Origin of the sequence: Trinickia symbiotica (genome assembly GCF_002934455.1) — a bacterium.
GTDB classification, from domain to species: Bacteria; Pseudomonadota; Gammaproteobacteria; order Burkholderiales; family Burkholderiaceae; genus Trinickia; species Trinickia symbiotica.
Window position 1 is genome coordinate 202,010 of record NZ_PTIR01000011.1, and the last position, 13,461, is coordinate 215,470.

General features: G+C 60.7%; 14 protein-coding genes. 3 read left to right on the forward strand and 11 right to left on the reverse strand.

Going from position 1 to position 13,461, the window contains the following annotated elements; genetic code table 11:
* Nucleotides 1–17: 17 nt before the first annotated feature.
* Both B0G57_RS17425 and B0G57_RS17430 read left to right on the forward strand, forming a co-directional pair.
* Entirely contained in the window at nucleotides 18–1,355 is a 1,338-nt protein-coding gene (locus B0G57_RS17425; protein WP_018444070.1) for an aspartate aminotransferase family protein, read from the forward strand.
* A 15-nt stretch (nucleotides 1,356–1,370) separates the two neighbouring features.
* Nucleotides 1,371–1,949: a carboxymuconolactone decarboxylase family protein gene (locus tag B0G57_RS17430; RefSeq protein ID WP_018444069.1), complete on the forward strand. Its 579-nt coding sequence runs from the start codon at nucleotides 1,371–1,373 to the stop codon at nucleotides 1,947–1,949.
* 15 nt (nucleotides 1,950–1,964) lie between these two features.
* Here B0G57_RS17430 and B0G57_RS17435 read toward each other — a convergent pair whose 3' ends face one another.
* From B0G57_RS17435 to B0G57_RS17480, 10 genes are all read right to left on the reverse strand, one after another.
* The gene (locus B0G57_RS17435; protein ID WP_018444068.1) at nucleotides 1,965–2,555 is read right to left on the reverse strand and encodes a dimethylsulfonioproprionate lyase family protein; all 591 of its coding nucleotides are present in this window, start codon (nucleotides 2,553–2,555) and stop codon (nucleotides 1,965–1,967) included.
* A 202-nt stretch (nucleotides 2,556–2,757) separates the two neighbouring features.
* The gene (locus tag B0G57_RS17440) at nucleotides 2,758–3,543 is read right to left on the reverse strand and encodes a GGDEF domain-containing protein (protein WP_223258696.1); all 786 of its coding nucleotides are present in this window, start codon (nucleotides 3,541–3,543) and stop codon (nucleotides 2,758–2,760) included.
* A gap of 466 nt (nucleotides 3,544–4,009) precedes the next feature.
* Entirely contained in the window at nucleotides 4,010–4,549 is a 540-nt protein-coding gene (locus B0G57_RS17445) for a hemerythrin domain-containing protein (RefSeq protein WP_018444066.1), read from the reverse strand.
* A 22-nt stretch (nucleotides 4,550–4,571) separates the two neighbouring features.
* Entirely contained in the window at nucleotides 4,572–5,810 is a 1,239-nt protein-coding gene (locus tag B0G57_RS17450; RefSeq protein ID WP_399277915.1) for an NnrS family protein, read from the reverse strand.
* Between the two features lie 78 nt (nucleotides 5,811–5,888).
* Entirely contained in the window at nucleotides 5,889–6,887 is a 999-nt protein-coding gene (locus B0G57_RS17455) for an AraC family transcriptional regulator (RefSeq protein WP_018444064.1), read from the reverse strand.
* Nucleotides 6,888–6,981: 94 nt separating this feature from the next.
* On the reverse strand, nucleotides 6,982–8,022 hold the full coding sequence (gene antC, locus B0G57_RS17460) for an anthranilate 1,2-dioxygenase electron transfer component AntC (protein WP_018444063.1): 1,041 nt from the start codon (nucleotides 8,020–8,022) through the stop codon (nucleotides 6,982–6,984).
* A 15-nt stretch (nucleotides 8,023–8,037) separates the two neighbouring features.
* Nucleotides 8,038–8,535, reverse strand: coding sequence for an anthranilate 1,2-dioxygenase small subunit (gene antB, locus B0G57_RS17465; RefSeq protein ID WP_018444062.1), 498 nt, complete (start codon nucleotides 8,533–8,535; stop codon nucleotides 8,038–8,040).
* Between the two features lie 3 nt (nucleotides 8,536–8,538).
* A complete protein-coding gene (gene antA / locus B0G57_RS17470; protein ID WP_018444061.1) occupies nucleotides 8,539–9,948 on the reverse strand; it encodes an anthranilate 1,2-dioxygenase large subunit in 1,410 nt (469 codons plus the stop codon).
* Nucleotides 9,949–10,243: 295 nt separating this feature from the next.
* Nucleotides 10,244–10,669, reverse strand: a complete 426-nt coding sequence (locus tag B0G57_RS17475; protein ID WP_018444060.1) for a PIN domain-containing protein — start codon at nucleotides 10,667–10,669, stop codon at nucleotides 10,244–10,246.
* Entirely contained in the window at nucleotides 10,666–10,944 is a 279-nt protein-coding gene (locus tag B0G57_RS17480; RefSeq protein ID WP_018444059.1) for a hypothetical protein, read from the reverse strand. Before B0G57_RS17480 ends, B0G57_RS17475 begins: the two co-directional genes overlap by 4 nt.
* A gap of 380 nt (nucleotides 10,945–11,324) precedes the next feature.
* Here B0G57_RS17480 and B0G57_RS17485 point away from each other — a divergent pair, with 380 nt between their 5' ends.
* The gene (locus B0G57_RS17485) at nucleotides 11,325–12,599 is read left to right on the forward strand and encodes a tyrosine-type recombinase/integrase (RefSeq protein WP_026230293.1); all 1,275 of its coding nucleotides are present in this window, start codon (nucleotides 11,325–11,327) and stop codon (nucleotides 12,597–12,599) included.
* A gap of 235 nt (nucleotides 12,600–12,834) precedes the next feature.
* Here B0G57_RS17485 and B0G57_RS31795 read toward each other — a convergent pair whose 3' ends face one another.
* On the reverse strand, nucleotides 12,835–13,401 hold the full coding sequence (locus B0G57_RS31795) for a hypothetical protein (protein WP_223258697.1): 567 nt from the start codon (nucleotides 13,399–13,401) through the stop codon (nucleotides 12,835–12,837).
* Nucleotides 13,402–13,461 lie beyond the last annotated feature (60 nt).

A 13,461-nucleotide genomic window follows, 5' to 3' on the forward strand; every position in this document is an offset into this window, starting at 1 on the left:
CTGTCAAAGGAAACTGCATGACCACCGTTTTTCATCGTGCGCCGAAGCGCGCGTTGCCGGTTGCCGTCGCCGGCGACGGCATCGAAATCATCGACTCCGAAGGCAAACGCTATATCGACGCATCGGGCGGCGCGGCGGTCTCGTGCCTCGGGCACAGCAACCAGCGCGTCATCGACGCCATCAAACGACAAGCCCAGCAGCTGCCTTATGCACATACCTCGTTCTTCACGACGGAGCCGGCCGAAGCACTGGCCGATTGGCTCGTGGAAAGAGCGCCAGAGGGCCTGAGGCATGTGTACTTTGTGTCCGGCGGCTCGGAGGCGGTCGAAGCCGCGCTCAAGCTCGCTCGTCAATATTTCGTCGAGACGGGTGAGCCGCGGCGACGCCATTTCATCGCGCGCCGTCAAAGCTATCACGGCAATACACTCGGCGCGCTTGCGATCGGCGGCAACGCGTGGCGGCGCGAGCCGTTCCTGCCGATTCTGATCGAGGCGCACCACGTCAGTCCCTGCTACGCCTATCGTGAGCAGCGGTCCGACGAATCCGACGAGGCATTCACGCAGCGCCTTGCGGATGAACTCGAGAGCAAGATCCTCGATTTGGGACCAGAGACCGTGGCGGCGTTCGTGGCGGAGACGGTGGTCGGCGCAACGGCCGGTGCCGTCCCGCCGGTGGGCGACTACTTGTGCAAGATCCGTGCGGTCTGCGACAAGTACGGTGTTCTTCTGATTCTTGACGAAATCATGTCCGGCATGGGCCGCACGGGGCATCTCTATGCGTGTGCCGAGGACGGCGTAGCGCCCGATCTCCTGACGATCGCCAAGGGCCTTGGTGCAGGCTATCAGCCGATTGGTGCGACGCTCGTCAGCGACAGGATTTACGAAGCGATCGTCAAAGGCTCCGGGTTCTTCCAGCACGGCCATACTTACATCGGCCACGCGACTGCCTGCGCCGCGGCACTGGAGGTGCAGCGCGTGATCGAAGAAGACCGCTTGCTCGACAACGTCAAGGCGCGCGGAGAGCAATTGCGCGCGTCGCTGCGCGAGCATTACTCGAGGCATGAACATATCGGCGACGTACGAGGCCGGGGGCTCTTCGTCGGTGTCGAACTCGTCGAGGATCGTGCGACCAAGGTGCCGTTTTCTCACGAGTTGGCGGTCAACGTGGCGATCAAGCGTGAGGCGATGAAGCGCGGGCTGATGGTTTATCCGATGGGAGGAACCGTCGACGGCGTGTCAGGCGATCACGTTCTGCTGGCGCCGCCTTTCATTTGCACGGCCGACGATATCGACCGAATCGTCAGCCGCCTGACCGATGCGATCGATGATGCACTGCGCAGCGCAGGCTCGCGCTAGATTTAAGACTCGACCATGACCCGCTCCTCATCCGCCCCGCCCGCGAGCCGCTTGCCGGCCTTCGACGAAGCGCATGCCACGCCCGAACAAAAAGCCGTCCTGACGGAGATTCTGTCAGGACCTCGAGGCAATCTTAACGGCCCGTTCCTGGGATGGATTCACAGCCCGGACCTCGCGCAGCATGCGCAGCGCCTCGGCGCATTCTGTCGCTATCGTACGGGACTGCCCCTGCGCCTCTCGGAACTGGCGATACTCGTCACCGCCGCACGCTGGCGTTCGCAGGCCGAGTGGCACATCCACCATCCGATCGCGCTGGACGCCGGCGTGCCCGCCGCCACGGCGGAGGCGATCCGCAGCGGGCGGCAGCCCGAATTCGATGATGACGACGACGCGCTAATCTACGCTTTCGCCACGGAACTCTACGACACGCAGCGTGTGTCGGATCCGACGTTTCAAAGGGCAGTCGACCGCTTCGGTCATCAGGTGACGATCAACCTGGTTGGTCTACTCGGCTACTACGCGCTAGTGGCGATGACGTTGAACACGTTTCAAATGCGCGCCCATGGTCAAACGGCACTGCCGTTCGCGGAGTGATCGTACGGATAACGATCACATCTTGAGACACCACAAGGCCAGGAACGCGTTGTCGTCGGAGCGCATTGCGTGAACCGCGCCGGGGGAGTTATGGATGCCGCCGCCAATCCCCGGCGACAGCCACGGCCCTCGGTCCTTGCGGAATTCACCTGCAGACATCAACACATAGGCTTCCTCGGGTGGGTGACTATGATCGGGATAGCGGACATCGGGCTTCATCACCGTAAAGCCCAGTTGTAGGTCCCGCCGATCCTCGATGCCTCCCGGGCCGCTGATCATGCCGTTCGCGTGCCCCTCTAGAAAGTTGGGGCTTGCGTTCGCGACGGTCATCCGCCTGAACCAGCCGATGAACGGCTCCAGCGCTTTAATGCTTCTCGCAACTTGGCCGAACGCATCGCTGGCATCCAGATACGGCTCGAGCGCACTATCGAGCGAATCGCACGCGGGGAAGCGCACACGCTTTTCGAAACGGAACTCCCCATGTTGCTCGAGGCGAGCGAAGACTTCGACCGCCAACGCACGAGCTTCTCTCGAAAGCGTCTCGGCAGCGAAGAGAATACGCGCTGCGTCGATGAAGTCCTGTATCTCTTTGGGGCGCGATTGCATTTCGATCTCCTCGTTCTCAATCTATATGTTCGCTTAGTTCGGTCCGCAGCGTTCGGGCGTGACCCAGACGGTATTCTGCGTCGGATGCTACAACGGTGACCAAAAAAAAGATCGACACCGTTCTTCCCCGCTCGCCGTTCTCGACAGCAGTGATGGTAGCCACCGCATCGGAGAACGGTCGCCGCGCGTCCCCTGGGGCTGGCTACGCGGTACGCTCTCTTTCCACCGAACCGGCGAATGCCGTCTGTCCTCTACCATTCGCTTTTGCGCGGTACATCGCACGGTCGGCGAAGCGCATCAGCGTTCGCGCATCGTGCGCGCCCCCCCGAGCACCGTTCGCCAGCATGCACACGCCGATGCTGGCCGAGACGGCGATTCGATGTCCCTCGATCGCTTGCAGATTCTTCAGCACCGTATGAATGGTGTCGGCAATTTTCAATGCGCCTTGCTTGCCATGGACCTGTCGGGCCAGCACCACGAATTCGTCCCCGCCCAGGCGGGCGAGCGTGTCGCCTCGGCGCACGCCGCGCGACAAGTCAATGGCGAAGCGCTGCAACAGCGCGTCGCCTACCGCATGACCGTATGTGTCGTTCACTTCCTTGAAACCATCGAGGTCGACCAGCAGCAACGCAGTGTCCCCGATTTCCGTGTCGCGATTGGCCAGCGCGTGATTGAGGGCATGCTCCAGCCGGACGCGGTTGCTCAGTCCCGTCAGCGGATCGGTGACCGCCTGTTGTTCGAGTCGGTGTACCAACACCGATAGATAGATGGAGGTCGCTGCAATACTCAGCGCCAAACTCACGCAGACCGCGACGTTTGCGCTCCACCATGGCTGCGCAAACGCGAGCCCGGCAAGCCCGGCCAGCGCCACCGCGCACGAGAGCGCGAGCATGCGCTTGCCATAGCGGCAGCCGGCACCGACAAGAAACCAGAAGGAAGCCCAGAGGACCGGGAGCGCGGCTTGCCCGCCGACCGCGAGGATCGCCATGACGACGGCCTGGTCCGAAACCGTCGTGACGATGAGGCGAAGAGGCGAACGCGCGGGCCCGACTTTTATCGCGAGATAGGTTGCAAGACCGTACGCTACGTACAGCGCAACCATTTCGGTCGTGGCATAAACGGCGCCAGAGCGCTCAATCCATGCAGCAACCAGATATGCGAGGAGAACCACCGTACCGAGCGACACGCGAAGGAGTGCCTGCTCCTTCTCGGGGTGCCTTTGGACGGCACCGAGAAACTCTGGCCCGCGCCAAGCGGGATGCCAACTGCCCATGCCTACAACCCCACAGCATTTATTTTGCGATTTTGCGCGTGGGATTGTAACGCGTGCCGAGGGACGCCAATGCTCCGGACCGGTGGCCCGGCATAACGGCAATTCAGAGCAGTCGGCGGACGTCCTCGCCTTCGAGCCAAGCCGCTGTCTCAAGGGGTCGGGCGTTTCCGGACGCGCTGATCTAGTTCGCCACAGTGCGTCGGGCCACCATGGCCGCGCTCAGCTTGGCCATTTGCTGTCGATCCAGGCACGCTTCGGCATACGGCAGGACGTGACTCTCCTCGATCGCGATATGACGGCGGTACGCCACAACAAAGCTGTCGACCCACTCGGGCTCAAGGAGCCCTGCTGTCCCCGCCGCAATGTCGACGAGCACCCGTCGCAATCGCGCCCATCCCGCCTCGAGCGATCGATGCTCATCGCGTAACGATACGATCAGTTCAGTCACGGGCGAGCGCTGGTGCCGGCCGATTTCGTTGAGCATCGGAAAAAGGTCCTGCTCCTCGTCTGCGTGATGATGCGGGCCCGCCACGTCGAAGTAGCGCATGATGTTCCTGGCCGCCTGCTGCGCCTGCGTATCCGGACCATGCGAAGGCAGATACGCCGCCAGTTTCTCGAGCGTCGCGCATTGCGCGGCGATTCGTTCATGACACGCTTTGAGCATCTCGAGCGGCTCGTCAAACGACGGTGCCGGTTTGCTCAAAAGATCGATGCGATTCATGCCTTACTCACGTCTTTTCGGTTTAGCCTGCCTTGCCGTCGGCTCGCGGGCGCGTCAGGTAGGGCCAGTATTGGTACGCATATAGCGCGAATGCGACGCACCAACACAAGCCCGCCGCGTCGACCCAGCCTGCTCTCCATCTGATCAAGAGTAACGGACCGAAAACGCGCAAGACGGCGGCGGCGATCACGAGGCAATAACAAGCGATCTCGGCCCGCCCGGCTACGAGCATGCGGCCGGTATGCCCGAGCGCCGTACGCGTAATCATGGCGATAATCGCGCCTCCCAGCGCGCCGACTGTCAGAGCATGGAGTGCGATGGAATGGGGTACCCAGCCCACTGCGCTCAGCGCGAGCAGCGCAAATCCAATCGGAATGAACGCATAGGCAACATGGAGAATCGCGAGAATCGGCCGCTGGCCGACCCGCCAGGAGCGCCATCCCGCCAACCGGAATGCGTGAACCCCTGCAGTAGCGCCCGCTGCGATGCCAATGAACCCTGTGCTTGCGCCCGCTGCGTCCAGAACGAAGGTCAAAAGCGGCAACGGCAAAGCTAGCGCTTCGACCCATTGCCAGCGCTTGAATGTATAGCCCGGCACGGCGTTGCTCGTAAACATCGGCACGACGCGACCAGCGATGATCGTCACCAGCGTGATCAGTAGTCCGACGGCCGCGTAATTGATCCGCAATGCGAGATCGACTCGCCCGCGCAGGACGCACTCGTGAAATAGGATATTTGTCAGTGTGAGTGCGCCCAATGCCACCGGCACAAAGAGGTTGCGGCGGTTGCGCGCGCGCAGGAGTACACGGAGCAGAGCAATCGCCAGCACCGGCAAAAACGCCGAATCGACGATCGCAGCCAGGGGCTCGGGACCTAGCCACATCACGATCCGTCCCGCGAGCCACAGCAGCCACAACAGGGCCAGCGGCATACCATGTGGCGTCTCGGCTGACGTCCAGGCCCGCACTGCCGTGAGCAGAAAGCCTGCGACGATGGCGGCGGCAAACCCGAAAACCATTTCGTGTGCGTGCCAAAGGATTCCGCTCGCCGACGGTATTCGGCCTGCCGTGGCTATGCCGTGCAGTGCCCCTAGCCAAACCAGCAACGTGAGCGCGCCGAAGATCGCGCCGCCAAGATAGAACGGCCGGAAGCCGAGTCTCAGCACAGGCAATCCGGACGCAGGAGGCGTGAACGAAGAACCCTGCGCCAGATGGGTTTCATCGAGTTGCCGCACGTTTAACATGCATTTAGAATACATCATTTAAGGGCGATCCACAACGTCGCCGACCATGACTTTTCCGGAGCCCTGCCTGCCTGCGCATTCGCAGTGTAGGTTCAGTTACCGTCTTGCGGCCCGCCTCAGTGTTTGCGATGGTGTTTCGCCGAAACGCTGCTTATAGTCATTGGAAAATCGGCCGAGATGCGAAAAACCCCAGTTCATCGCGATGGAAGAAACGTTCCGCTCTGAAGAGTCAGACAAAATGTCGCGCCGCACTGCTTCGAGCCGATGCCACTTCAAATACGCCATGGGCGCATGCCCGAAGTGCTGCCGGAAGCCTTCAAAGAGCTTGTAGCGCGACACGCCGGCCGCACGCTCGATGTCTTCGAGCGAGATATCTTCGCGGGCGTGATCGTGGATGAACTGCTTCGCGCGCAACAGATAGTGCGGGCATGAAGGGCCCATGGCCCCCGCGAGCGCCTGCGAATAGTTGTGCGGCTGACAGAGCAAGAGCCCTTTGATCAGCGCCTGCTCGAGGTTGCCGACCATCTGCTGATGATTGAGCAACGGCGTGGCGTGGCCCATCTCGGCCAGCAGATACTTGACCATGCGCCACCAGGCAGCCTGATCGCCGTCGACGGCATTCATCTGCGGCTCGAACGTCAATGGGGCACCGAGCGGTCGTTGCAGAAGACCTTCAAGCACCTGACGCAGAGCCTCGCTGGGAATCGCAACGATGATCTTCCGGCAGTTGCCCATGATCGTGAGGTCCTGCCTCTCGTGCGGCGACAACACGAGCCCTTTGTACTCGTCCGACAGCCACAAGCGACCCTGCACGGCCAGTTCCTGCTGCCCGGTGAGCGGCAGACTCACGCTATAGCAATTGAGCGGCGCCTCGTTGTGCACGGAAACGGTGACGTCCGTGCCGTATTCCACATACCCTAACGTACTCGCCATGGAGCGCAACACCGTGCCCGAATGATGGAACTGCAGCTTCTTCGGGCTCCGCACCTGCAATCCATGCGGTCCGCAAATCGACGCCATCCAGTCCCGCGCGCCTTCGAGGTCGTGACGCAGAGCGTCAATACCTTGAATATCGTTGAAGGCGGGCGCGTACATGGCGTGTCACCGAGGGTTGACGGTCGCTCGATGGTAAACCACGCCGCGCGCGGACAAAAATACGAAAAGACCCTGAACGCGCGGCGCCGCAAGCTCACGCAGCCTGCTTTGCGCCGTTGCTATCTGCGAATTTCTCGTAGTAGAGGCGGTGATCGGCCACGGCTTCGCGCGCGAGCCACGTCTTGATCGCCTCGACCATCGCAGGCGGTCCGCATACATACATGTCGAACGGGCTCGCGTCGAGCATGCCGCGGTCGAAATGCTCCGGAATGAGCCCTGTCTTTCCGTGCCATCCCTCCGAAGGATTCATCACCACGATGTCACACGTGAAGTTTCCGATGTGCTGACCGTAGGTCTTCAAACGCTCGAGCTCGCATAGATCGTGTGCGTTCGTCACGCCGTAGTAGAGATGCACGCGCTGGCCGCAACCGCCCTTGTGAGCAAGATCGTCGAGCATGCCGAGAAATGCGGACAGACCGGTACCCCCTGCGACCATCACGAGCGGTCGCCCCACCTCTCGCAGATAGAAGGTGCCGAGCGGCGCCTCGAATTCGATCGTCTGACCCGGCTCGCAGCGCTCGCGCATATAGTTGCTCATCGCGCCGTCGGGCAGAAGACGAACCAGGAACTGCAATTGGTTGTCGTCGGCGGGCCGGTTGGCGAACGAATAGGAACGCCACGCGTCCGTGCCTGGCACATTCAGGCGGGCGTACTGTCCCGGCAGGAAATCGAGGCGCCCCGCGTGAGCGCTCGCGTCCAGATGCAGGATCGCCGTCGTTTCGGATACCTGCTCGACGCCAGCAACCTGGCCCGCGATCAACCGCGTTCCGCCCGCGCTGCACAGGCTCGAATCGAAGTCGAAGTAAAACGAGGCATCCGATTGCACGCGCGTCTGGCAGGACAGGATCTTGCGCGCGGCAAGATCGTCCGCAGACAGCGCTTCTTCGTCGACATAGTCCTGCGTATAGCTGCCCGTCTCGCAGCGTCCCTGGCAGGTCCCGCACACGCCTTCGCGGCAGTCGAGCGGAATGTTCACGCCGTTGCGAAGCGCGGCGTCGAGGAGGAGTTCGCCCGAACGAACGTCGAAGAACAAAGTCTTGCTGTCCGCAAAGCTGAACGCGACCTTGTGGCTCATTGCGCGCACTCCCGATTACAGATGATAGAAGTCGAGCACGGCGTTGATCGTGTCGTTCAGCAGCAGCACGTGCTTACGTGCGATCTTCCAGCTCTCGCCCGCCGGGCGCAGCTGGTAGGTGGCGCGCCCAAAGAAGTGCTCAGCCACGCCGTGCCGCGCGTAAAAGGTCGCCCAGTTGGTCTTCACCTCCAACTCGCCGTGGTCGCACTCGGCGATACGCACGTTGGTGATCTGATGCAGCGTACGCGGCAGCGGCGTTGACGCCGCTGACTTTCCCGTGCGCAGCCGGAACACACGATCCTCGAGCCCCGCGCGGCTCGCATAGTAGATCAGCGACACGCTGCGCTTAGGGTCGGTGGTGTACACGTGCTCGGAGTCCCATTGAGGCACGTGAAATTCGCTGTGTTGGTCGAACAGTTCGAGGTACTCGTCCCAGTTTTGCGCATCGCAAAGCTCGGCCTTGCGATACAGAAACTGCTCGACCGATTGTTGCAGCGTATGCGTGACGGCCATGATTCAAGCCTCCTTGCCGACGTTGGATTGTTGCGCGAGGCCCTTCATGAGAAACGCCTGCCAGGCGCCGTGCTGATTGACGTAAAGCCCCTCGTGCGTCAGCTCCGTACCGCACAGCACAGGTGCAATGCCGAGCAGCCGCGTATTTGCCGTTTCGCCCGCCACCCACTTGTGATGGCCGCGCGAAATGTCGCTCCAGCGCTCGAGGCGCGCCTGGAAGCCGCGCTGCTGCTCACGGAATTCCACGAGATCGTCGGGCGTGCCCATTCCGGAGACGTTGAAGAAGTCTTCGAACTGGCGAATGCGGTTTTCGCGATCATTTTCCGATTCGCCCTTTACGCCGATGCACTGGCTAATGACTTCCGTCTTGTTCCAGGCTACCGGACGCACGATGCGCAGTTGCGAGCTGATCTGATCCATGAAAAAGAGGCTCGGATAGACGTTCAGGTTGCGCAGCCGATGCATCATCCACTCGGCTTTCTGCTGACCGTATGCCTCGACGAGGCGCGGCATGACGGTGGCATAGCCCGGACGCACGCCGGGGTTCGGCATGTCGCTGAATAGCACGCTATGGCCGTTCCTGAAAGCGAACCAGCCGTCATCGGTATCCGCGTCACCTGCGCCTAGCTTGCTGTAGTCGAGCGTCCCGTTGGTCGCGCCGCCCTTCTTCGCGTTCGCGTCCTGCCGATGCTGCACCGTGGCGACGTAGTTGTAGTGGACGGTGCTCACGTGATAGCCGTCGAGGCCATTCTCGTTTTGCAACTTCCAGTTTCCTTCATAGGTGTACGTGGACTTGCCCGGCAGCACTTCCAGTTCGCCCGTGGGCGCTTGCGCGACCATCATGTCGAGAAACACGCGTGCGTCGCCCAAGTAGTCTTCGAGCGTGTCTGTTCCTTCCACGTCGAGACTCACAAACACGAAGCCCTTGTAGCTCGCGATGCGCGCCTTCTTGAGGCCACGCGTGGACTTGTCGAAGTCGTCGCAGTACTCGCCGGGAGCCTTTACCTTCACGAGGCGTCCGTCGCTCTTATAGCACCAGGCGTGGAACGGGCACGTGAAAGTGGACTGATTGCCCTTGCCCATACGCGTGAGCGTTGCACCGCGATGCTGACAGGCGTTGATCATGGCGTTGAGCTGACCGTTGCCATCGCGCGAGATGATCATCGGTTGGCGGCCCGCACGCATCGTCACGAAGTCGTGCGCCTGGGGAATCTCGCTCTCGTGGCAGGCGTAAATCCAGTTCTTTTCGAAGATAAACTCCATCTCCAAGTCGAACAGTTGCGGTTCGGTAAACATCTCTCGCGCAATGCGATAGACGCCCTCGGCCGGACGGAAGTCGAGGCATCCGCCAATGAATTCCTGCCATTGCGATGTGATGTTCTCTACGCTCACGATAGGTTCTCCTCCTGCCATTCAGCGGTCTTGCGATCAGGTCCTTGGTGGACTCGATTGAATACCCGATGGCGGCCAGGCGCTATCCGTCTGATGGCCGTTCGCTATCCGCTTTTTTTGCTCCTGCGCTCGGCCTGTCTACGCAACTGCTTTACGCGGTGTGAGTCAGCTGGACGCGCGCGAGTCCCGGCACGACCGCACCGGAAGAACGGAAAGCTGCTGAAAGGCGGGGACCTGTTCGGCCGGCAGGCGTACGTCGGATTCGCATCAGATCGCTTCGGCGCCGTCACACCGGGCCGACACTACGACTCGGTGGTCAGTTCGATGCAAAATAAAGCGCAACGCGATCGGTTGTCCACGTTGCCACGCCAGTGCCGAAAAAGTCCGCATCTTCGGTCCATACTGGGCAGCCGAGAACCATCGCGCATGCGAGGACGGGCCAGTCATCGGCATCTCTGACACCAATTCGTTGGAGTGCCTGCTCCTTCATACTCTGGTAAGCACCAGCATCAACCGCGTGCACGATCGTTTCCAGGCTGTCGAGCACGAGGACGGCGGAATCGCGCGGAATGCCTCGCTTTTTGAGCAGCGGCGGCAAATACTTTCTAGCATCGGCGTACGCGACGTCGGGGGCGAAGAAACCGACGTCGGGCGCATTCTCGAGGACCAGGTCGCGTACGCGGCGGCCGAGGACAGCGCGAATCAGGATGTTCGCATCAAGAACGATCGATTTTCTACTCATGCGGCCTTGGGTTTCTTACGCGCACCAGCCGGCCTCCGAGCCGCCTTGAAGTCAGATACCACCTCCTCCACATCGACGCCGCGCTCGGCAAGGAGCCGATCCAACGCCTTGCTCGCCTTCTTCAGTGCTGCAACGTCTCCCTCGCTCTGTCCTTGCGCCGGAATGAAATAGCCGACCGTCTGCCCATGCCGCGTGACGGCGACGGGTGTACTCGACGCAATGTAGTCGGCCAAATCGGCCCGGAATTCGCGAATCCCAACCTTGATCGTTTCCATATCGTCGCCCCTGAGTTTGGCAACTTGTGAATCTGTGTGTACACAATCCTACTCCATCAGCGAAGCAAGAACAAGGCAGCACGCGCGCGGAGACTCACCGAGGTTGATCGTCGTACTCCTAGCCGGACTCAAAAAATCGCCAGGCAAAGAAAAACCCCGCAGAGCCTAGACTCTGCGGGGTTTCCACCGCCATATACCTAAGTACTGGCGGAGACGGAGTCCGTCTCCGCCTATACCGGCATCTCACGCCCTCTCACTCGACATAACCTAAATCTTTGTTCCTATTGAATTTGTCGTCCATATTGGTCTATCCTTGAACAGGGCAATCAACGACCGAGACATGGGTAGAAACGTGGGTAGGTCGGTTAGGCGGAGAATTCATGGCGCGAGGAGTTAACAAGCTGTCAGCACGACGCGTGGAGGAACTCAAGGTCCCCGGATACTACGGCGACGGCGCCGGCTTGTGGCTACAGGTCAGCAAGACGATAACAAAATCATGGATATTCCGATACACGCGGCACCGGAGGACACACGATGTCGGCCTGGGCGCCTTCCCAGCCGTCAGCCTCAAGGCTGCCCGCGAAAAAGCGACGGAGCAGCGCGCCATTCTCGCCGCTGGCGGCGATCCCAGATCGGAGCGCGCCACAGTCAAAGCGAACGCTGCCAGCCGCATGACCTTCGACCAGTGCAGCGCTGCATATATTGAGGCCCATCGCAGCGGCTGGAAGAATGCGAAACACGCCGAGCAGTGGACGAACACCTTGGCGACCTACGCCAGCCCGATCATCGGTGCCCTGGACGTTGCCGACATCGACACGCAACATATCGTCCGCGTTCTCGAGCGGAACTCACTCTGGACCACGAAGAACGAAACGGCATCCCGCGTCCGAGGCCGAGTCGAACGAATTCTCGCATGGGCGAAAACGCGCAAACTGCGGACGGGCGATAACCCGGCCGCATGGCGCAATCACCTTGACACCCTACTGCCGAAGCCGAGCCAGGTACAGGACGAGTCGCACTTCCCCGCGTTGCCATACCGGCAAATAAATGCGTTCGTACAGGAGCTACGCGAACGTCCAGGTGTAGCAGCGCGTGCACTGGAATTTACTATCCTAACGGCCGCGCGCACTAACGAAACCATTGGCGCAACATGGGATGAGATCGACCTTCAGAGCGCAATTTGGGTGATCCCCGGCCCGAGAATGAAGCGGAGCCGCGCGCATCACATCCCACTATCGCCCCGAGCTGTTGAAATCCTCGAGGAGATGCATGCCGAGCGCGATTCTGACAGCAAAAATGCCTACGTTTTCCCAAGCGGCGACGGAGGATTGTCGAATGCGGCCATGGGAAAAGTCATCAAGATCATCAACGGTCGCCGCCAGAAGGCAGGCTTGCCCCTTTGGGTGGATCCGATGGAGGACGACCGGCCGGTCGTTCCGCACGGCATGCGTAGCACCTTCCGCGACTGGGCTGGCGAGGTATCACATCACGAGAAGGAACCCATCGAGCACGCATTGGCACATAAGCTGGCTGACGACAGTGAAGCGGCGTATCAGCGCGGTGCGCTGTTCGACAAACGACGTGTACTTATGAGCGACTGGCAGGCATACATCGATAAAGTCCAACAAGAACGACAGACCCGGAACGCAGCATAGTGAATTGCTCTCTAGCAATGCGGGAAGGACGCCTTGCACGAGCAACGCCCATGGTCGGCGACCCGTGATCGGCCGGCGACGCTCCAGCCCAGCGAACACGGCGTGGTGGGCGCAGGGTAACCACACGGCAGTCGGCGTTGCATCACCTGACGGCCGATCGCCTCGCACGTACACCTTGGTCGTCCGGTCTTGGTCGCGCCGTTGCCGGATGCGTGTACCATCGCCGACGAAACGCTCACAACGCATACTTGTCGCTGCGATTCTTAAACGCGGGTTTCGTTCCTTCGAGAATGTGGATAACCTTTTCGAGCATCTTCGGGTTCTCAATGCCGCCAGCTTCGTAAGTGAAGCTGTGCTCAGTCTTGTTGCACTCCGCGTAAATGATCTGTTCCGCGTCGCACACGACCGCCAAATTGGGATTGTGAGTGACGATGATGACCTGACGACGCTCCTTGGCCGCTTTGATGCATTTGACTAAAATTTTATAGATCGTCTGGTTGTCAAGATTCTCCTCGGGCTGGTCAATGACGATAGGGATATCGTCCTTGTCCACGAGTAGGTAGTCGGCCCTGAACAACTCCCCCATTCCTTGCAGGACAAGGCTTTGCGGCCGAAATGGCGTTGCCGCAATTGCAGGAATCAAGCATATTGATACGGCAATCCTGCAAATTCCGGCGAGGCTTGGATGGGTCCGAAGGTACCAGTCAGCGAGGGAGATTTGTTCCGGCAACCGCTGCGCGAGCAGATCAATCTGAAGCACCCGCTGGTGTCTGGCGACAATTACTTTTGCCGGTGGCGACAACTAGATTTGCCGGTGTTCGGCGGCTGACCTGCTGAGGTCGCGGCCGTCGCTATCATGCGG